General features: G+C 70.0%; 20 protein-coding genes and 1 pseudogene. 14 read left to right on the top strand and 7 right to left on the bottom strand.

Translation table 11 applies throughout. The features are described from left to right. Positions 1-233 precede the first annotated feature (233 nt). The gene (locus ACFY1J_RS13225) at positions 234-1,490 is read left to right on the top strand and encodes an MFS transporter (RefSeq protein ID WP_390708943.1); all 1,257 of its coding nucleotides are present in this window, start codon (positions 234-236) and stop codon (positions 1,488-1,490) included. 44 nt (positions 1,491-1,534) lie between these two features. On the opposite strand, the gene ACFY1J_RS13220 is transcribed toward ACFY1J_RS13225, so the two are convergent. From ACFY1J_RS13220 to ACFY1J_RS13205, 4 genes are all read right to left on the bottom strand, one after another. Next, complete coding sequence (locus tag ACFY1J_RS13220; RefSeq protein ID WP_363294306.1) at positions 1,535-2,011, bottom strand: MarR family transcriptional regulator; 477 nt, start codon at positions 2,009-2,011, stop codon at positions 1,535-1,537. A gap of 92 nt (positions 2,012-2,103) precedes the next feature. Next, on the bottom strand, positions 2,104-2,859 hold the full coding sequence (locus ACFY1J_RS13215; protein WP_390708944.1) for an AIM24 family protein: 756 nt from the start codon (positions 2,857-2,859) through the stop codon (positions 2,104-2,106). Between the two features lie 47 nt (positions 2,860-2,906). Continuing rightward, a complete protein-coding gene (locus ACFY1J_RS13210) occupies positions 2,907-3,557 on the bottom strand; it encodes an AIM24 family protein (RefSeq protein ID WP_390708945.1) in 651 nt (216 codons plus the stop codon). 1 nt (position 3,558) lies between these two features. Next, positions 3,559-4,191 carry an AIM24 family protein gene (locus ACFY1J_RS13205; RefSeq protein ID WP_263216708.1) on the bottom strand — a complete coding sequence of 211 codons (633 nt, stop codon included), beginning with the start codon at positions 4,189-4,191 and terminating at the stop codon, positions 3,559-3,561. A gap of 156 nt (positions 4,192-4,347) precedes the next feature. On the opposite strand from ACFY1J_RS13205, the gene ACFY1J_RS13200 reads away from it, so the two are divergent. The 5 genes from ACFY1J_RS13200 (at position 4,348) to ACFY1J_RS13180 (ending at position 7,217) form a co-directional block, all read left to right on the top strand. After that, a complete protein-coding gene (locus ACFY1J_RS13200; RefSeq protein ID WP_390708946.1) occupies positions 4,348-4,692 on the top strand; it encodes a DUF3817 domain-containing protein in 345 nt (114 codons plus the stop codon). After that, positions 4,689-4,982: an MTH1187 family thiamine-binding protein gene (locus ACFY1J_RS13195; RefSeq protein WP_390708947.1), complete on the top strand. Its 294-nt coding sequence runs from the start codon at positions 4,689-4,691 to the stop codon at positions 4,980-4,982. Before ACFY1J_RS13200 ends, ACFY1J_RS13195 begins: the two co-directional genes overlap by 4 nt. A gap of 149 nt (positions 4,983-5,131) precedes the next feature. Continuing rightward, positions 5,132-5,893 carry a hypothetical protein gene (locus ACFY1J_RS13190; RefSeq protein ID WP_390708948.1) on the top strand — a complete coding sequence of 254 codons (762 nt, stop codon included), beginning with the start codon at positions 5,132-5,134 and terminating at the stop codon, positions 5,891-5,893. Continuing rightward, positions 5,890-6,570, top strand: coding sequence for a DUF4166 domain-containing protein (locus ACFY1J_RS13185; RefSeq protein ID WP_390708949.1), 681 nt, complete (start codon positions 5,890-5,892; stop codon positions 6,568-6,570). Before ACFY1J_RS13190 ends, ACFY1J_RS13185 begins: the two co-directional genes overlap by 4 nt. Beyond that, positions 6,567-7,217 carry a TetR/AcrR family transcriptional regulator gene (locus ACFY1J_RS13180; RefSeq protein ID WP_390708950.1) on the top strand — a complete coding sequence of 217 codons (651 nt, stop codon included), beginning with the start codon at positions 6,567-6,569 and terminating at the stop codon, positions 7,215-7,217. The genes ACFY1J_RS13185 and ACFY1J_RS13180 overlap by 4 nt, the downstream gene beginning before the upstream one ends. Before the next feature lie 18 nt (positions 7,218-7,235). Here ACFY1J_RS13180 and ACFY1J_RS13175 read toward each other — a convergent pair. Then, positions 7,236-7,529 (bottom strand): annotated as a pseudogene (locus ACFY1J_RS13175) (ArsR/SmtB family transcription factor); the annotation flags it as partial. A 31-nt stretch (positions 7,530-7,560) separates the two neighbouring features. After that, entirely contained in the window at positions 7,561-8,817 is a 1,257-nt protein-coding gene (locus ACFY1J_RS13170; RefSeq protein WP_390708951.1) for an RNA-guided endonuclease InsQ/TnpB family protein, read from the bottom strand. A gap of 321 nt (positions 8,818-9,138) precedes the next feature. Between ACFY1J_RS13170 and ACFY1J_RS13165 the strand changes: the two genes are divergently transcribed. From ACFY1J_RS13165 to ACFY1J_RS13150, 4 genes are all read left to right on the top strand, one after another. Then, positions 9,139-9,915: an MFS transporter gene (locus tag ACFY1J_RS13165; protein WP_390731239.1), complete on the top strand. Its 777-nt coding sequence runs from the start codon at positions 9,139-9,141 to the stop codon at positions 9,913-9,915. Between the two features lie 32 nt (positions 9,916-9,947). After that, the gene (locus tag ACFY1J_RS13160) at positions 9,948-10,457 is read left to right on the top strand and encodes a MarR family transcriptional regulator (protein ID WP_363294316.1); all 510 of its coding nucleotides are present in this window, start codon (positions 9,948-9,950) and stop codon (positions 10,455-10,457) included. Positions 10,458-10,526: 69 nt separating this feature from the next. Then, a complete protein-coding gene (locus ACFY1J_RS13155) occupies positions 10,527-10,865 on the top strand; it encodes a DUF3817 domain-containing protein (RefSeq protein ID WP_390708953.1) in 339 nt (112 codons plus the stop codon). 75 nt (positions 10,866-10,940) lie between these two features. Beyond that, positions 10,941-12,641, top strand: a complete 1,701-nt coding sequence (locus ACFY1J_RS13150; protein WP_390708954.1) for a methylmalonyl-CoA mutase — start codon at positions 10,941-10,943, stop codon at positions 12,639-12,641. Between the two features lie 436 nt (positions 12,642-13,077). Here ACFY1J_RS13150 and ACFY1J_RS13145 read toward each other — a convergent pair whose 3' ends face one another. Continuing rightward, entirely contained in the window at positions 13,078-13,701 is a 624-nt protein-coding gene (locus tag ACFY1J_RS13145; RefSeq protein ID WP_390731238.1) for a TetR/AcrR family transcriptional regulator, read from the bottom strand. A 221-nt stretch (positions 13,702-13,922) separates the two neighbouring features. Between ACFY1J_RS13145 and ACFY1J_RS13140 the strand changes: the two genes are divergently transcribed. The 4 genes from ACFY1J_RS13140 to ACFY1J_RS13125 all read left to right on the top strand — a co-directional run bounded on the left by ACFY1J_RS13140 (position 13,923) and on the right by ACFY1J_RS13125 (position 18,246). Then, positions 13,923-14,894 carry a tetratricopeptide repeat protein gene (locus ACFY1J_RS13140; RefSeq protein ID WP_390708956.1) on the top strand — a complete coding sequence of 324 codons (972 nt, stop codon included), beginning with the start codon at positions 13,923-13,925 and terminating at the stop codon, positions 14,892-14,894. Between the two features lie 659 nt (positions 14,895-15,553). Further along, positions 15,554-16,207: a DUF6230 family protein gene (locus ACFY1J_RS13135; RefSeq protein WP_390708957.1), complete on the top strand. Its 654-nt coding sequence runs from the start codon at positions 15,554-15,556 to the stop codon at positions 16,205-16,207. Between the two features lie 118 nt (positions 16,208-16,325). After that, complete coding sequence (locus ACFY1J_RS13130; protein WP_390708958.1) at positions 16,326-16,913, top strand: DUF6114 domain-containing protein; 588 nt, start codon at positions 16,326-16,328, stop codon at positions 16,911-16,913. Beyond that, positions 16,903-18,246, top strand: a complete 1,344-nt coding sequence (locus ACFY1J_RS13125) for a hypothetical protein (RefSeq protein WP_390731237.1) — start codon at positions 16,903-16,905, stop codon at positions 18,244-18,246. The genes ACFY1J_RS13130 and ACFY1J_RS13125 overlap by 11 nt, the downstream gene beginning before the upstream one ends. The last annotated feature ends 25 nt before the right edge of the window (positions 18,247-18,271 follow it).

Here is an 18,271-nt window from a genome sequence, read left to right as displayed (position 1 = left end):
TCGGTGCGCTGGCGGAGCGCATCGTGGCGGGGGAGCTGGACCCGTACCGTGCGGCGGACGAACTGGTGGAAAGCCTGACGGAGCGCTGACGGTCGCCAACCCCGAGGCGCGGCTGCTAATTTGATCCGCATGTTCCTCTCCTTGGCGTAGAGCGCACACCGCGCCGCGACTACCGCAGGTTGTCGAGGACGGTCAGGTGTCCCCGCTCCGTCTCCTTCCGAGGAACCGCACGCATGTCCGCGCCCGCTTCGCCATGCCCCGCCCCCACCTCACGGCGGCCCTCGTACGCCGCCGTCCTGCGCGTCCCGCACGCGCGCCGCACCTTCGCCGCCGCCCTGGCGGCCCGGCTCTCCTACGGCACGGTCGCGCTGTCCGTGCTGCTGTCGGTGACCCGGGCGACCGGCTCGTACGCCGCTTCGGGCGCCGTGATGGCCGTCTTCGGCGCCTCGGCGGTCCTGCTGATGCCCGTGCGGGCGGCCCTCGTCGACCGCTGCGGCCCGCGCCGCTCCCTGCTTCCCATGGCGGTGGCCTACAGCGCCCTGCTCTGCGCCCTGGCGGCCCTGACCTGGCATCCCGGAGCATCCCCGGCGACGCTCGCCGCAGTCACCGCCCTCACCGGCGCCTGCGCGCCCCCGCTCGGCCCCACCATGCGCGCGGTGTGGGCCGAACTCGTCGGTGACCGGCGGCTTCTGCAGCGCGCCTACAGCCTGGACGGTGTGGCGGAGGAACTGCTGTTCGTCTCCGGGCCGGCCCTGGTGGGCGTCCTGCTGCGCTTCGGCCCGCCGCCCGTGGGGCTGCTGCTCAGCGCCGCGCTGATGGTGACCGGGACCTGCGCGTTCGTGACGTCACCGGCGGTGCGCGGCACCGGGCGCCCGAAGCCGGGGGGCGTACGCCGGGGGCGCGGATTCCCACCGGGACTGCTTCAACCCATGGCCGCGGCGGCGGGCCTCGGCCTCGCCCTGAGCGCTGTGGAGCTGCTGGTGACGGCCTTCGCGCGGCAGCGGTCGTACGACGACGCCGTGGTCCCCTGGATCCTCGGCGCCCTCTCCGCGGGCAGCGCGGCGGGCGGCCTGCTGAACGGGGCGATCGCCTGGCGCGCCCCGGCGCGGGAACGCCTGCCGTGGTTCACGGCGGGCGCGGGCGTGACCCTCTCCCTGGCGGGCCTCGCCCCGGGGCCGTGGACCCTCGCCGCCGCCATGACCTGCGCGGGCGCCTTCGTGGCCCCGACCCTGACGACGGCGTACCTCCTCGCGGAGGAGACGGCGCAGGAGACGACCCGGACCCGGGCGGGGGCCTGGGTGAACGCGGCCGTGAACGCGGGCAGTTCGACCGGCTCGGTGACGGCCGGCCTGCTGATCGGCCGAGTCCCGCTGTGGGGGTGCTTCGTGCTGGCGGGCGCGGTGGCCGTGGTGACGGCGTCGGCCTGCCGCCCGGCCGCGCCCGCCCGGGCCGGCCTCGCCGCCGGACAGCAAACGGCAGACGGGACCTGAACCACCCCGCCTGCCGCCAGGCTGCCGCTTCGCTCGGACCGCCGTCAGGGACGCCCCCGCTGCCCCCGCAGATGCTCGGCGATCGGCTTCAGCGCCTTGTCCAGCTCAGCCAGCGCATCCGTCGACAGCAGATCGATGAAATGCCTCCGCACGGACGCCACATGATGCGGCGCGACCTTCTGCATCGTCTCCATGCCGTGCTCGGTGAGCACCGCATAGAGCCCGCGGCGGTCGGACTCGCAGTTCTCGCGCCGCACGAGGTTCGCGTTCTCCATGCGTGTGATCTGGTGCGAGAGACGACTCTTGGACTGGAGGGTGGCGGACGCGAGGTCGCTCATCCGCATCCGTACGTCCTCCGACTCGGACAGATTCACCAGGATCTCGTAGTCGTTCATTGTCAGGCCGAACGGCTGCAGATCCTTTTCGAGCTGGTACGTCAACAGCCTGTTGACCTCCAGGTGGGTGCGCCAGGCGCACTGCTCCGCATCGGTCAGCCAGCGCGTGGCCGTGTCGGTCTCCATGAATGAAGTCTACCTAAGAAGTTGAAAGATGAACTAGTGAGGGCGGTGTGACAGTGCGCACGCGTTCGACGTCACACTCCGCAGACTACCGCTCACAGCCCGAAGCGACGCTGGAGGTCCCCCAGCTGTCCGGGAAGGCGCGGTGTGCCCGGAGGCTGTCCGTGACCTCCGGGTACCCCGCTGCCACCGGGTACTCCGGGCTCGTGCGGAACCGCTCCCGCGGGCTGCTCGGCCATGAGGGTTTCGGTCGACTGGAGCAGGACGGTACCCGCCCCCACGAACTCGAACTGGTGCTCCTCCCCGGAGGCCCCGCCAAGGCCCGTCATTGCACGTAGACCGCCCATTACGCCGGTCAGGTAACCGTGGTCGTAGTGGTGGCACGGCGAGGGGCAGTCGGCCCACCCGACCAGCGCCTGAGGGTCCACCCGGATCGGAGGTTCCATGAACACCACCGGGCCGTTAGATGCGGCCACGAACTTGCCGGTTCCGATAAGGGTCAGAAAACCCGGCACGATCGACTGTTTGAGCGCAAGACTTGGCTGAAAAGCGAGCAGGTTGCCCGAGCGAATGGTCAGGTTGCCGTCGTCCAAGTCATACGAATTCACGTCGAAGGCCCGGTCGGCGAGCAGCATCTTGCCCGAGCCCTCCGCCACGACCCAGTCGCTCGCGTGCAGAGGCGAATGGAACGACGTACGGACAAGTCGGTCGAGTCGGCCGTGCCCGACGCCGTTGAACTCGATCGCCCCGTAGTAGGCGATCATCTTCCCCTTCTGCAGGAACCACTGCCCGCTCTTGAGCTCCACGCAGAACGTGTACTTGTTGACGTTGTCGTCGACGGGCAGCGTCATGGGGTCGTGGATCACGGGACCGGCCGCCCCGCCCCCCGGATACGTGGTCACAGCTTCTCCTCCGAGGCCTGGACGTACACCGTGCCGCTTCCGCTCAGCTCCAGCTGGAACGCCTCGCCGGAGCCGCGCCCCACCATGTCGCGCCAGCCCAGCGCGGTCGACAGCTTGTTGCGCACATCGCCGTGGTGGGCGACGTAGGCCTGCGGATCGACATGGACCGGGCGCTGTGGAGTGATGGGAATCTCGAACACGCCCCCGTGCGCCATCACGGCGACGGCCCCGTGCCCCTTGAGGGTGGTGGTGAACAGCCCCTGCCCCGTCACCTGGCCCCGGACCATCCCCATGACCCCGCCCTGCGAGCCCATGAACATCGTCCCCTGCTGAAGCGTGCCCTCGAAGGCCAGCAGCCGGTCGGCCTCGACGTAGAGGGTGTCGCCGGAGAGGTTGATGACCTGGACGTGGTGGCCGCCGTGCCCGAAGAAGACGGTTCCGCTGCCCTCGACGGTCATCAGCGGGGTGGCCTCGCCCGCCACCCGGCGGCCGAGCATCGACATGATCCCGCCCTGGCCGCCCTGGATGTTGGGCGTGAAGGAGACGTCGCCCTTGTAGGCGAGCATGGCCCCGCGCTGACTGAACAGCCGCTGGCCGGGCAGCACCGTGGCCTCGACCATTTTGGAGTTGATCTCCCGAAGGGCCATCTCACACGTCCCCCGCGATCGTGTTCCGCTCGCTCGGCTGCACGTACACCAGACCGTCCCCCTCGAACCGGATCTGGAAGGCCTCGCCGCCGCCCTCTCCGAAGAACGTGCGAAATGTCACACCGGACTGGAAGGACTGCCGTACGTTCCCCTGGTGGGCGATGTAGGCCCCCGGGTCGACGATCAGCGGGTACTGGGAACTGACCCGCAGCACGACGGCCGGCCCGTCGGAGGTGATGGCCGCCTGCCCGTGCCCCTCGACCGTGGTCGTGAACAGCCCGTTGCCCTGGGAGGCCCCCCGCAGCCCGGTGAAGGTCGTCCCCGTGCGCAGCCCGGCGTCGGTGGCGAGCAGATTGCTCGACTCCACGTACAGCTTGTCCCCCTGGAGATTCACGAGGTTGATCTCGGACGCACGGTCCGCGAACCAGCACGTCCCGTGTCCCTTCACCTCCATCACGGTCATCTGCTCGCCGGTGAGCCGCCGGGTCACCATCCCCCGGAGCCCCTCACCGCCGCCGCTCAGCTTCTTGAAGGCCATCTGCCCGTCGTACGCGACCATCGAGCCGTTCTTCGCCTTCACGGCATCCCCGGTCATGTCGACGGCGAGAACCTTGCTTCCTTGAAGTCGGAACATCGCCACGCAGCGAAGGTAGCGGCGGACGGCCGATGACGGACAGACCCCTCTCCCCGGGACCGGTGGGGCGTTTGCCACAATGGGCAAACGTTTGTGCTTGCGTTCACAAACCGCGCCGCACGAACCGTCGACCTCCCCTCCCACCGAAGGTGATCCGTGGACATCAAGACCGCCACCGCACTCCGCCGCCTCCGCCTGGTCTCCGCCCCCGAGGCCGTGTCGTTCCTCGTCCTGCTGCTCTGCTCGGTACTGAAGCGGACCACGGACTTCAACGCGGTGCCCGTGATGGGAGCGGTCCACGGTGTCCTGTTCATCCTGTACGTGATCTTCTGGGCCGACGCCTGGAACCGCGCCAAGTGGGGCGCCGGGACCGCGGCCCTCTTCTTCGTCCTCTCCGTGCTGCCCACCGGTGGCTTCTTCGCCGAGCGCAAGCTGCGCCGCCAGGCCGAGGACGCGGTCATCGCCGCCCGCGCCCGCAGGGAAGGGGTCGTGAAGGCATGATCGTCGCTTTCTCCGTGACGCCCCTCGGGGTCGGCGAGGACGTGGGGGAGTACGTCGCCGACGCCGTGCGTGTCGTCCGCGAGTCGGGGCTGCCCCACCGCACCGATGCCATGTTCACCTCCATCGAGGGGGAGTGGGACGAGGTCATGGCGGTGGTGAAGCGTGCCGTCGCCGTCGTGGAGGAGCACGCGCCGCGCGTGTCGCTCGTCCTCAAGGCCGACATCCGTCCCGGTGTGACCGACGGCCTCACCTCCAAGGTGGAGACGGTCGAGCGCCATCTGGCCGGCTAGCCGGGCCTGAGTCCCGCGCGAAACCCCGGCCCCCAGGGCCGGGGTTTTCTCGCACCCGCCCTTTGAGCGATCGCTCAAAGAGGTGTACTTTCCTGGTCGGATCGTTTGAGCAGTCGCTCAAAAACCTGGCCGGCATGGGGGAACACCGAATGGCAAGCAAGGCGCTCTATATCGAGGCGCGCATACGCGCCGACCTCGAAGAGCTGTGGACCCGTACCCAGGACCCCGCCCGGCATCAGCGCTGGGACCTCCGGTTCACCGAGATCGACCTCCTCCCGCGCGCGGAGGGCGAGCCACAGCGCTTCCGGTACGCCACGCGCCTCCTGCCGTTCCTCACCGTCTCCGGCACTGGAGTCTCCGCCGGCGAGAAGGAGCGCCCCGACGGCACCCGCACCTCCGCCCTGCGCTTCACCTCCCCGCACCCGCTCTCGCTGATCGCCGAGGGCAGCGGCTACTGGCGCTACGTCCCCGAGGCAGACGGAGTGCGCTTCCTCACCGGCTACGACTACCGCCCCCGCTGGGGCGCCTTCGGGGCGCTCGCGGACCGGCTGCTGTTCCGCCCGCTGATGGGCTGGGCGACCGCGTGGTCCTTCGACCGGCTGCGGCTGTGGCTGGAGCGCGGGATCACTCCCGAGCGGGCGCTGCTGAACTGGCTCGCCGAACTGGCGGTCCGGGCGCTCGTGCTCGCCGCCGGCTGCGCCGGCCTCGGCCTCGGCTCCCTCATCGGCCTGCTCGGCGCGCTCGCGCCCACCGTGGCCTTCCTGTGCCCGCTCCTCCTGCTCGTCGCGATCTCCCTGGCCCTCTTCATGGCACCCCGCTCGGGCACCCCGGCCGCCCGCCGCTGTCTGCGCACCCCGCCCTCGCGCGTGCGCGCCCCCCGACTGCTGTGCACCCTGGAGAACCCGTCATGAGCTCGATGTTCCGCACCGTCATGGGCCCGGACTTCGACCGCCTCCACCCGCAGCTGCGGCGCCGGTTCTCGGTGGGCCTGGCTAGCGGCGAGGCCTGCACCGGCCGGGGCGTGATGGACCGCATCTGGCACGGCGGGGCCTTCGTGAAGCCGTTCCTGGCCCTCGGCACCACCCGCAACATCCTGGTCCCGCGCGCGGGCAGGAACATTCCTTTCAAGATCGAGAATGTGCCCTACGCGGATACCTTCGGGCGTGAGACGGTGACGTTCGTGCGCACCTTCGACCTGCCCGGACGCTCCCGCCGCTTCGACGCCCAGATGGTGCTGAGCCCCAAGGGGGACCGCATCCTCGACTACCTCGGCACCCACCAGCACCTCGCCAGCGAGCTGCACTTCCGCGCCGAGCCCGACGGCTCTTTGCTCATCCGCTCCGGCGAACACCGCTTCCGGGAGGGCGCGGTCGACGTCCGGGTGCCCGAACTCATCGGCGCCACGGCCGAGGTGCGGGAGTCCTACGACGACGCGGCGGGCCGCTTCCGCATCCGCGTGCGGGTGGTGAACAAGTACTTCGGCCCGCTCTTCGGCTACGACGGTTCCTTCACGGCGTCGTACACGGACATCCGGACCTGCGGCGTACGACCCGGTCTGCGCCCGGTGCGCGAGGAGTTCCGCGGATGAGCCCGGAGACGGTGAAGTCCCAGGAGACCAAGACCAAACTCCTGGAGGGCGCGCTGCGGACGCTCACCGAACAGGGCATCGCCAAGATCTCGGCCCGTACGGTCGCGGCGGCCGCCGGAGTCAATCAGGCGCTCGTCTTCTACCACTTCGGATCCGTGGACGAACTCCTCGCCGCCGCCTGCCGCTACGGCGCCGAGAAGGCGGTCGTCCGGTACCGCGGCCGCCTCGCCGCCGTCGCCTCCCTGTCCGAACTCCTCGCCGTCGGCCGCGAGATACACGAGCAGGAGCGGGCGGGGGGTCATGTGGCCCTTCTCGGCCAGCTGCTCGCCGGTGCCCAGACCCACGAGATCCTGCGCCCGGCCACCGCCGCGGGCCTCGACCTGTGGATCACCGAGATCGAGCAGGTGCTCAGGCGGGTGCTCGCCGACACCCCCTTCGGCGAGTTCACCGACCCGGCGGGCCTGGCGCGCGCCCTCGCCGCCTCGTTCGTCGGCATCGAGCTGTACGAGGGAGTGGACGAGACCGGCGCCCACGCCGCCCTCGACGCGCTGGAGCAACTCGGCGCCCTCGTGGCCGCGTTGGAGGAACTGGGCCCCGTGGCCCAGCGCGCCGTCCGCCACCAGCTGCGCCGCGCCGGCCGTCGCTGACGGCCCCTCGCAGGCGCCCTACTCGCCCGACGCCAGCATGATCCCCAGTGGTGTCCGCTCGTACAGCACCTGGTGCCCATAGCGTCGCGAGGTCAGCAGGCCCGAGTCCCGAAGCACCGTCAGATGCGCGGACACCGAGGACGCGGCGAGCCCGAGGCGGTGGGCGAGGGCGGTGGTGGTCGACGGTTCGTCCAGAGCCGTGAGCACGGCGGCCCGGCCACGGCCCAGGAGCCGTACCAGCGCGTCCGGGGCGCGGTCCGCGGGCTCGGACCACAGCCCGCCGATGCCGCGGGCCGGATAGACCAGGGCGGGCGAAGGTGCTGATCACGTCCGGCCAGGTCAACTACCTGTCGCTAATGCGAAGGGCTTGCACAACGGGCATCACTGGGTGTGATGCTTCACGTCTGCGTCCAGCCCCGCCCCGGCGCGTGTGCTCCGGTGGCGGGGCAGGGGCCGTTGACGGGGCCCCGCGTCGCCACAACTCCCACGCGCGGGCGCGGATGTTGCGGGAGCCGTTCCGGTCCGCGTGATCAACGAATCCGCAGGATCGGCACGCAAACCAGGCCTGCGAGACCCGGTTCGCCCTATCCACGTACCCGCACTCGGCACAGGTGCGCGAGGTGTACGCCGGATCGACGTACACCACCGGCACCCCCGCGCGGCGAGCCTTGTACTCGATGAAACTGCCGAGCTGGGCGAACGCCCAACTGGCGTGGGTGGCCCGTTGGGGCTTTCGAAGCCGTACCCGCTCGCGGATCCCCGTCAGGTCTTCCAAGGCGATCCCGCGACCGGTGCGTTCCGCCTCGGCCACCACATGCTTCGCGATCTTGTGGTTGATGTCCCGTGCCCGCCGCGCCTCCTTGCGCCGTCGCTTCTTCAGTCGGCGTCTGGCGGACGGGGTGTTCTTATGCTGCAGCTTCGTGCGGAGTTTCCGCTCACGGGCCCGGATGCGATTGAGCTCGCGCCCTGCCAGGACCTCGCCATCGGAGGTGGTAGCGATGTTCACGATGCCCAGGTCGATACCGAGGAAGTCCACCGGGGCCATGTTCGGCTCCGCTTCGGGCACCTCGCAGGTGGCCAGCAGGAACCATGTCCCGTCCCGGCACACCAAGTCCGATTCGCCCTTCCGGTGCAGAGCCAGGATAGCCAACTGCTCCGGGCCCGCGGTGAAGGCCATATCCTTCATGCGGCCGTTGGTGGTCCAGACCGAGACCCGGCGCTGGTCGATCTGCCAGGACAGCATCCGGTCGTCATACGGTTGCGCGCCTTCCGGGCGGAACGTGACTGGCTTCTCCATCGCCTTCCGGTACCGCTTCGAGCCCGGCTTGCCCAGATTCCCCGCCCTCAGGTTCGCCGCCAGAGTCGCGTATGCGTCGCAGGTCTTCTTGATCACATGCTGCGCGGCCTGTGCCCCCAGGCCCCACCGTGCCTTGATCTCACGGTAGGTGTGCTCACGCAGCGCGAAGGTCCGCTTGATGTCCTTCTCGAACGCCACACCGCCAGCCCAGGTCGCCGCCTCGTTGCAGGCCCTCAGCGTCGCCTCAAGTGCCGCCGCCTGCACGGGCGTCGGCAGCAGCTTCACCTGCACCACCAGCTTCACGATCACCCAACGTACGCACACTTACGACAACCCGCCGCACGTTCACCACCGATCACCCGACCGGGTGAACCTGCCTCCGCGTGACAGCCTGCACGGCTCAGCCAGGACGGCACCCGGCCGCTCCGCGGCCCGGCAACGAGCAGCGCTACCGCGGGCTCCCCCTGCGATCACGAGGACATGCTCGGCATCAGCACGAGCTCCTGCCCGCCGAGATGTCGTTCGTGCCCGTCCCCGACTCGACGGTCAGTGTCCCGGCGCGCCAGCGCCAGCGCTGGCCGATCTCCGGGGGCAGGCCGCCCAGACCTACCTCCAGCGAGCTGCATGCGGATCGTCGCGCAGAGCACGCTGCTGGTCGGATACGGGCTGGGCGGGCTGCTGCTCACCGTCGTGGTGCCCCGGCACGCGCTGCTGATCACCGTGGGCACCTTCCTGGCCTCGGCCGCGCTGCTGCGCCTCGGCACCCGGCGGCGCCCCGCCCGGACCAGGGAGGCAGGGGATCCCCGGGGCACCCGGCAGGTGTTCGCCGACCGGCGGGTGCTGGTGCTGCTGCTCCTGTCCTGGGTGCCGCCCATGTTCTCCGTGGCCCCGGAGGCGCTGGCCGCGCCGTACGCCGACGATCTCGGCGCCGGATCCACCGGCCTCGGCCTGCTGATGTGCGCCCTGCCCGTGGGGACGGTCGCGGGCGAGGTGTTCGCCGGCTCCCGGCTGCGGCCCGTGACCCGCGAGTGGATCGCGCTGCCACTGGTCTGCCTGACGCTGCTGCCCTACCTCGGCTACGCCCTGCACCCCTCTCTGCCGTCCGCGCTGCTCCTGCTGCTGCTCTCCGGCGCCGGATCCGCGTACACCCTGGGCCTGGACCAGTGGTTCGTGCGGGACGTGCCGCAGGAGCTGCGCGGCCGGGCCATGACCGTGCTCAGCGCGGGGATGATGACGATCCAGGGCGTGGGCATGGCCCTGGCGGGTGCGGCGGCCGAGTTCGTCGGCGTGACCGCGACCGTCGCGGGCGCCGGGGCGCTGGGCGCGGTGTGCTGCTGCGCGCTGGCGGCCGTGGTCCGGCGTACGGAAGCTCCGGGCGACCGAAGGCCGAGACAGAGCTGAACCCGAAATGACCGGCCGGTAGGGTCGGTGCCGTGCCGAAGCCTCTCAGTCTTCCCTTCGACCCCATCGCCCGTGCCGACGACCTCTGGAAGCAGCGCTGGGGAAACGTGCCGTCGATGGCCGCGATCACCTCGATCATGCGTGCGCACCAGATCCTGCTCGGCGAGGTCGACGCGGTGGTGAAGCCGTACGGACTGACCTTCGCGCGCTACGAGGCGCTGGTGCTGCTCACCTTCTCCAAGGCCGGCGAGCTGCCGATGTCGAAGATCGGTGAGCGGCTCATGGTGCATCCCACCTCCGTGACGAACACCGTGGACCGGCTGGTGAAGTCGGGTCTGGTGGCCAAGCGGCCCAACCCCAACGACGGGCGCGGCACGCTCGCCGTCATCACGGACAAGGGCCGCGAGGTGGTCGAGGCGGCGACCCGGGACCTGATGGCGATGGACTTCGGGCTCGGGGCGTACGACGCGGAGGAGTGCGGGGAGATCTTCGCGATGCTGCGTCCGCTGCGGGTCGCGGCACACGACTTCGACGAGCAGTGACCCGGCACGACGTCGACGTGCGGTGACCCGGGACAAGATCTCCCGGAACGGGCGGTTACGCTCGTCGGCATGAAGAAAAGCGTGCTGACCCGCTACCGCGTCCTGGCCTATGTCACCGGTGTGCTGCTCGTGCTGCTGTGCCTGAGCATGATCGCCAAGTACGGGCTGGACATGGACGGCGCGGCGGACTTCACCCGGGTCGTGGCCATCGCCCACGGCTGGCTGTACGTCGTGTACCTCGTCTTCGCCTTCGACCTGGGCTCCAAGGCGAAGTGGCCGGTCGGCAAGCAGCTGTGGGTGCTGCTCGCGGGGACCATCCCGACCGCCGCGTTCTTCGTCGAGCGGAAGGTCAGCCACGAGCTGGAGGCCAGGGTCGCCGACCAGGTCCCGGCCGTCGCCAAGGCGTAGGCTCCACCGCCGCGCGAGTATCGCGTGGCGGTTTCCCATCGACATTTACTAGGACGTCCTAGTAAATTCGATGGTATGGACGCTGACGCCATCGATGAGGGCCGCACCCGCTGGCAGGCCCGGTACGACGCCGCACGCAAGCGCGACGCTGACTTCACCACGCTCTCCGGAGACCCCGTGGAGCCGGTCTACGGACCCCGACCGGGGGACACCTACGAGGGCTTCGAGCGGATCGGCTGGCCTGGGGAGTACCCCTTCACCCGCGGGCTGTATCCGACCGGCTACCGCGGCCGCACCTGGACGATCCGCCAGTTCGCCGGGTTCGGGAACGCCGAGCAGACCAATGAGCGGTACAAGATGATCCTGGCCGCCGGCGGCGGCGGTCTGTCCGTGGCGTTCGACATGCCCACGCTCATGGGGCGCGACTCCGACGACCCGCGCTCGCTGGGCGAGGTCGGGCACTGCGGCGTGGCGATCGACTCGGCGGCGGACATGGAGGTCCTGTTCAAGGACATCCCGCTGGGTGATGTCACGACCTCGATGACGATCAGCGGACCCGCGGTCCCCGTCTTCTGCATGTACCTGGTCGCGGCCGAACGCCAGGGTGTCGACCCGTCCGTCCTCAACGGCACGCTCCAGACGGACATCTTCAAGGAGTACATCGCGCAGAAGGAGTGGCTCTTCCAGCCGGAGCCCCATCTGCGGCTGATCGGCGACCTGATGGAGCACTGCGCGGCCGGCATCCCCGCCTACAAGCCGCTGTCCGTCTCCGGCTACCACATCCGCGAGGCCGGTGCGACGGCCGCGCAGGAGTTGGCGTACACGCTGGCGGACGGCTTCGGTTACGTGGAACTGGGCCTGTCCCGCGGCCTCGACGTGGACGTCTTCGCCCCCGGCCTGTCCTTCTTCTTCGACGCCCATGTCGACTTCTTCGAGGAGATCGCCAAGTTCCGCGCGGCGCGCCGGATCTGGGCCCGCTGGATGCGGGACGTGTACGGCGCGAAGACCGACAAGGCCCAGTGGCTGCGCTTCCACACCCAGACCGCCGGTGTCTCGCTGACCGCCCAGCAGCCGTACAACAACGTGGTGCGCACGGCCGTGGAAGCGCTCGCGGCGGTGCTCGGCGGGACCAACTCGCTGCACACCAACGCCCTGGACGAGACCCTCGCGCTGCCGAGCGAGCAGGCCGCCGAGATCGCCCTGCGCACGCAGCAGGTGCTGATGGAGGAGACCGGGGTCGCCAACGTGGCCGATCCGCTGGGCGGTTCCTGGTACGTCGAGCAGCTGACGGACCGGATCGAGGCCGACGCGGAGAAGATCTTCGACCAGATCAAGGAGCGGGGGCTGCGCGCCCACCCCGACGGGCGGCACCCGATCGGTCCGATCACCTCCGGCATCCTGCGCGGGATCGAGGACGGCTGGTTCACCGGCGAGATCGCGGAGTCCGCGTTCCGCTACCAGCAGTCCCTGGAGAAGGGCGACAAGCGGGTCGTCGGCGTCAACGTCAACACCGGCTCCGTCACCGGTGACCTGGAGATCCTGCGGGTCAGCCACGAGGTGGAGCGGGAGCAGGTGCGGGTGCTGGGCGCCCGCAGGACCACGCGTGACGAGGCCCGGGTCCGTACGGCCCTGGACGAGATGCTCGCCGCCGCACGCGACGGCTCCAACATGATCGAGCCCATGCTGGACGCCGTACGCGCCGAGGCGACCCTGGGCGAGATCTGCGGCGTGCTGCGGGACGAGTGGGGCGTGTACACGGAGCCCGCGGGCTTCTGACGAGCACACGCCACCGCGCCGCCCACCGCCCCGAGGGCATGCTGGGCGGCGCGTCCCCGTGTGCGCGCGGTGCAGGGGGAGGCGTCAGGCGCCTCTGCGGGGGTTGTGGTGATCGTGACGGACCAGTTCATGCGGGCTTCCCGCTGGGGAGACAGGCCCGAGTCCGCTTCTGGGCCGGCCGAGCGGCCGGCGTCGTTCCTGGGGCGGCCGCTCGGCCCTGCAATCCCAGCCTGGGGGAGTGGTACGGGCTGGTCGGGGACGACGAGAGCAGGCCGCCGGAGTCCTGGCCGTTGCGGCCCGACGCGGCGGAGCTGGAGCGGCATGCCTGGGCCCGCACGGCGTCCGTGGTCTGGTGACGGTGGTCGCCGAGGTGGGGGAGCCCGAGTGGGCCACGTTCGTCAGCCACTCGACGCGCCCGCCGTCCGCGTGAGCCGGCTCAGCGCGCGTCGGCGCCCGTCAGGCCGAGCAGCAGTACCCGTGTGAAGCTCCGTACCCACTCCTCGTCCGCCGGCTCCGCGCTCACGAGGGTGCGGTGCACCACCGCGCCCGCCACCATGTCGAAGATGAGGTCCACCGTGCGGGCCGCCTCCTGCGGATCGGGCTCCGGGGGCAGCTCGCCGCGCTTCTGGGCCCGTGCGCGGCCCTCCAGGACCAGGCACTTCTGGCGGTCCACGATGGAGTCGCGGATGCGCGCGCGCAGCGCGTCGTCCCGGGTCGATTCCGTGACCACCGCCATCAAGCCACTTTTCGCCTCCGGACGGGCCAGGATCGCGGCGAACTGGAGCACCACGCCCTCGATGTCGGCTGCCAGGGAGCCCCGGTCGGGAAGGACGAGTTCGTCGAAGAGCTCGGCGACCGCGTCGACCACGAGCTCGTTCTTGCCCGACCAGCGGCGGTAGAGCGTCGTCTTTGCAACCCCGGCCCGCGTGGCCACGTCTCCCAGGGTGAGCTTCGACCAGCCCAGTTCCACCAGCGCCTGCCGGGTCGCCGCCAGGATCGCGGTGTCCGCGGCGGCGTTGCGCGGGCGTCCGGTGCGGGTGGCGGGAGTGCGGCTCTGCATCCCACGACCATAACCGGCCGTTCTTGTGCAGTCGTGAGGGAGATCACCGGGGAGTGGTGTCGCGGAGACCCTCGATGGGATTACGCTACGAGTCGTAGCGAAAGCTCGCGCTGGACGTGCGCGGGCGGCGCACACGCACGACGGACCGGTGGCGTGGGGTGGGGACCCGGCGCTTTCACATCGTTTTTCACTCACGCGCGGGAACGGGGGAGGATAGACGCATGCAGCCACGGAACATGTCCATGAGCGGCGTCGTCGACCTCGCCGCGGTGAAGGCGGCCCAGGAGGCCAAGGCCAAGGCGGAGCAGGCGCGCGCCGAGACCACCCGGCAGGGCGGGGCGGGGGCCGTCTCCCCGGCCGATCTCGTCATCGACGTCGACGAGGCCACCTTCGAACTCGACGTACTGCAGCGCTCCGCCGAGGTACCGGTCGTCATCGACTTCTGGGCCGAGTGGTGTCAGCCCTGCAAGCAGCTGAGCCCCGTCCTGGAGCGGCTCGCGGTCGAGTACAACGGGCGCTTTCTGCTCGCGAAGATCGACGTCGACGCCAACCAGATGCTGATGCAGCAGTTCGGGGTGCAGGGCATCCCGGCCGTCTTCGCCGTCGTCGCCGGCCAGGCCCTGCCGCTCTTCCAGGGGGCGGCCGGCGAGCAGCAGATCCGGGAGACCCTCGACCAGCTGGTGCAGGTCGCCGAGCAGCGCTTCGGCCTGACCGGCCTGACCGTCGACCCCGACGCCGAGCCGGGCGGTCACGCGGCCCCCGCGGCGCCGGCCGGGCCGCACGACGCGGTCCTGGAGGCCGCCGTACAGGCCCTGGACGCGGGTGACCTGGGCGGGGCGATCCAGGCGTACAAGAATGTGCTGAGCGAGGACCCGGGCAACTCCGAGGCCAAACTGGGTCTGGCACAGGCCGAGTTGCTGGAGCGGGTGCAGGGCGTCGACCCGCAGCAGGTGCGCAGCGACGCGGCCGAGAAGCCGGCGGACGCGCAGGCGCAGATCGCCGCCGCCGATCTGGATCTGGTCGGGGGCCATGTGGAGGACGCCTTCGGGCGGCTCATCGAGACGGTGGCGCGTACGGTGGGTGACGACCGCGATGCCGTACGGCGTCGGCTCCTGGAGCTCTTCGAGCTCGTCGGTGCCGAGGATCCGAGAGTGATCGGGGCGCGCCGGGCCTTGGCCCGGGCGCTGTTCTGACCGGCATCCCGAGCGGGGCGGCGGGCCGGTTCTGACCAGTTGCTAAACGTCACGTCGTGTGATGCCCGAGTGAAAGATTTGCCGACGAGGCGCCAGTGCGGCCGCGCTTTACCAAATCTTGGTAATCGCGGCCGCTGTTACTCGGAGTAAATCCAGGGCGTAGTTCTGTCTGGTTCTGTCCAAGAGTGAACAGGTTTGCTCTGCCCCTGGATGCCACTGAGGGTGGCCCTTCGAGACCGCCGGGTCGTTGTTCGGTTATCCGGCCGTTACTAGTGAGTAACGAACCCCCTTGTGCGGGCGGCGAGAATGCACCACGATCGGCCACGCTCGGTCCATTCCCCCACCCCGACAGCCGGTCGGGTGCACGGGTTCAACTGGGTCCCCACCGAGCAGAGTCGGCGGCAGTGGCGCCGGCTCTTGGACAGGGGGGTCTTCGCCATCACGGCGAAGCCTGTCCAGCAGGTTGTGCGTGATGCGTGTCAGGCGCGACCAGTGGTTGTCGCTCGGGGGTGATCGCCGGTGATTCGGGCGCGGTTCGCGCCTCCGAGTACGGGCGCTCCCCTTCCCGAGGACGTAGCACTTCTCCCATCCCTGCCCGGCTGAGCCGCCGACTGGTGACTAGTCAGGGCCAGGAGATGTACGTCCGAGAAGGAGGAAATATGGAGTCCCAGGTGCGTGGCGGGACCAGATGGAAGCGGTTCGCTGTGGTCATGGTGCCCAGCGTCGCCGCCACGGCGTGTATAGGTGTCGCCCTCGCGCAGGGCGCTCTGGCCGCGTCGTTCAGCGTTTCGGGTCAGTCGTTCAAGGTGACGGCGCAGGAGCTCCACGGCAAGGGCTTCGCGCAGTACGGGGCGATCGACCAGGGCTACACGATGTCCGGCGGCAAGACGCTTCACCCCGTCGCCGTCTCGGCCTTCAAGTCGGCCACGATCCAGAAGATGTGCCAGTCGGTCGTCACCCCGGACATCCCGATCCTCGGGGACGTCACGCTGCGCCTCGAGGCGGGTGACAGCTCCGACGAGGCCAAGCAGGTCCAGGCGGAGAACCTGTACATCGACGTCGACACCCTTGACGCCGACGCCACCTTCCACGGCATCGACATCGGTGTGGCCGCCAAGGACGCCAGCAAGGGTCCGGGCATGAAGGGCAACGGCGAGCAGGCCAACCCGTTCGGCTTCGCCCAGCAGGCGGACTCGGCGGACCTGAGCAACGTGAAGCAGACGGCGTGGGCGACCACCGCCGGAACCTTCAAGCTCAGCGGTCTGCACATGTCGCTGCACAAGGGCAGCGGCGCAGGAATCGAGTGCTACTAATCACTCGCTGACGGGCGGGGGAGCCGATGGCGCCCCCGCCCGTTCCCCCTTATGACCGCGTCTTCACGCGCGGCACACATCACCACCACAGCAACGCCGCACCAGGGAGCTGTTTTCCATGAGCGCCGAGATTCCTGCCGTCGTACCCGGCCAGTTCACCCGCCGGAGGCTGCAGTTCCGCGCCTGGCGGGGCACTCGTCCGTTCTGGGCCGGTCTGTTTGTCCTGCTCAGCGGTCTTCCGATTATGTACTTCCCGTACTTCAACCTCCAGGTCGGACATCTGACGCTGGCCATGGCGACCACCGCCGGGGCCGGTTCCCTGATCATCGGCGTGCTGCTCGTCGTACTGGGCGTCAGCCTCTGGTTCCAGAAGCACGTGCGCACCTTCGCGGGTGTCGCGGCGATCCTGCTGGGGCTGGTGTCCCTCCCCGTCTCCAACTTCGGCGGCTTCCTCCTGGGCTTCCTGCTCGCCCTCGTCGGCGGAGCGATGGCCGTGGCGTGGGCGCCGGGTGTGCCTCCGCAGCCGGAGCCGGCCGAGGGGGCCACCACCGGCGAGGGTGGCGCGCCCGAGGCCGCACCCGAGGTTGCCCCCGAGGCCACCCCTGAGGTTGCGCTCGGCAAGGACATGGGCGGCGTGGGCGAGTTGAACGACCTGTCAGGAACGAGCCCGGCGAACGGGGCGAACGGGAGGCACAGTGCCGGCTGACGAGGTGACCCACGGGACTGATGTGGACGAGTCCCGTGTGAGAACCGGGCCGCGGCATGCGGCACCCAAGAAGCCGCTGTTCACCAGGTTCCACATGCCGGCAGGCAAGGCGATAGCCACGGTGGCGATGCCGACCGCGGTGCTCATGGGCATGGGGTTCACATCGAGCCTCGCCCTCGCCGACGGCAACTCGACGACGCCGCCGTCGTCGAAGAGCCTGACCGCCGACGAGTACAAGGACTGTGTCAAGGCCCTGGACGCGTCCCAGAGCCCCTCGGCCACGCCGACGCCCTCCGCGTCGGCGAGCGAGTCGACGGGCCCCACGGACACGGCCACGCCGACCCCCACGGCGTCCGCCGCGGCGCAGGACTCGTCCTCGGGCAAGACCTCTTCGTCGGATTCGGGTTCCGCCGACAAGGCCACGCCCGCGCCGTCCGCCACGCCCTCGTCGGGTACGTCGGACACGTCGTCGTCCGGTGCCGGAGGCACGGCGACCGCGACCCCGTCGCCGTCCGCGACCAGCGGGAACCTGCTCGACACGATCGGTGACGCGATCACGGACGTCTTCACCGGGGGGAGCGGCGACTCGACCGCCACCGCGAGCCCCACGCCGTCGGCCTCCGCGGCCACGCCGTCGCCTTCGTCGTCGTCCTCGTCTTCGTCGAGCGACAGCAAGGCTTCCGGCAGCACCGCCACCGACACCGTCAAGGACACGGTCGGCACGGCCACCAAGACGGTCGGCGACACCGTCAAGACGGCCACCGACACGGCGACCACGGCGGCCCAGAGCGCCGCCGACGCGGCCGCGTCGGCCACCGCCAGTCCGAGCCCGTCGGCGAGCTCCACCACGGCCGCGGACAACTGCCCGGCCGCCACCAACGACACGAGCGGTGTCGACAACAAGGTGCCGGTGGCGGACGACCCCTGGTACCTCAACGCCAGCTCGCTGCTGCTCAAGGGCGCCGACTACCAGGGCATCGTCGAGGTGAAGACGGCCAACGGCACCACGAAGAAGGTGCTGAAGTACGTCATCTCCGGCGGCACGGACATCGGTGACCTGCACCAGACGGTGAACGACAAGCAGTCGGGCAAGACCTACCACGTGCAGGCGGCCTCCGGCTCGACGTCCACGATCCGCGACGGTGACACGGTGATGTACACGGAGAGCATCTCCGGCAACCTGTTCGGCCTGATCCCCGTGACGTTCAGCCCGGACAGCCCGCCGCCGCTCAACATCCCCCTGATCTACTTCACCAAGGTGAAGGTGACGCAGGCCGCTCAGTTCGGCGGAACGCTTCACGTACCCGGGATGCGCGTGTACACGACCGACTGACACCCGCACAAGCCCATTCGGGAGC

Origin of the sequence: Streptomyces sp. NPDC001406, from assembly GCF_042895285.1 — a bacterium.
Lineage (GTDB): Bacteria > Actinomycetota > Actinomycetes > Streptomycetales > Streptomycetaceae > Streptomyces.
This window is presented reverse-complemented; position numbering and strand designations above follow the sequence as displayed.

Coding starts and splice junctions, on each gene's coding strand:
- ACFY1J_RS13225 (WP_390708943.1), top strand. CDS start 234: ATGTCCGCGCCCGCTTCGCCATGCCCCGCCCCCACCTCACGGCGGCCC.
- ACFY1J_RS13220 (WP_363294306.1), bottom strand. CDS start 2,011: ATGGAGACCGACACGGCCACGCGCTGGCTGACCGATGCGGAGCAGTGC.
- ACFY1J_RS13215 (WP_390708944.1), bottom strand. CDS start 2,859: ATGACGCTGCCCGTCGACGACAACGTCAACAAGTACACGTTCTGCGTG.
- ACFY1J_RS13210 (WP_390708945.1), bottom strand. CDS start 3,557: ATGGCCCTTCGGGAGATCAACTCCAAAATGGTCGAGGCCACGGTGCTG.
- ACFY1J_RS13205 (WP_263216708.1), bottom strand. CDS start 4,191: ATGTTCCGACTTCAAGGAAGCAAGGTTCTCGCCGTCGACATGACCGGG.
- ACFY1J_RS13195 (WP_390708947.1), top strand. CDS start 4,689: ATGATCGTCGCTTTCTCCGTGACGCCCCTCGGGGTCGGCGAGGACGTG.
- ACFY1J_RS13190 (WP_390708948.1), top strand. CDS start 5,132: ATGGCAAGCAAGGCGCTCTATATCGAGGCGCGCATACGCGCCGACCTC.
- ACFY1J_RS13185 (WP_390708949.1), top strand. CDS start 5,890: ATGAGCTCGATGTTCCGCACCGTCATGGGCCCGGACTTCGACCGCCTC.
- ACFY1J_RS13180 (WP_390708950.1), top strand. CDS start 6,567: ATGAGCCCGGAGACGGTGAAGTCCCAGGAGACCAAGACCAAACTCCTG.
- ACFY1J_RS13165 (WP_390731239.1), top strand. CDS start 9,139: ATGCGGATCGTCGCGCAGAGCACGCTGCTGGTCGGATACGGGCTGGGC.
- ACFY1J_RS13155 (WP_390708953.1), top strand. CDS start 10,527: ATGAAGAAAAGCGTGCTGACCCGCTACCGCGTCCTGGCCTATGTCACC.
- ACFY1J_RS13150 (WP_390708954.1), top strand. CDS start 10,941: ATGGACGCTGACGCCATCGATGAGGGCCGCACCCGCTGGCAGGCCCGG.
- ACFY1J_RS13145 (WP_390731238.1), bottom strand. CDS start 13,701: ATGCAGAGCCGCACTCCCGCCACCCGCACCGGACGCCCGCGCAACGCC.
- ACFY1J_RS13140 (WP_390708956.1), top strand. CDS start 13,923: ATGCAGCCACGGAACATGTCCATGAGCGGCGTCGTCGACCTCGCCGCG.
- ACFY1J_RS13135 (WP_390708957.1), top strand. CDS start 15,554: ATGGAGTCCCAGGTGCGTGGCGGGACCAGATGGAAGCGGTTCGCTGTG.
- ACFY1J_RS13130 (WP_390708958.1), top strand. CDS start 16,326: ATGAGCGCCGAGATTCCTGCCGTCGTACCCGGCCAGTTCACCCGCCGG.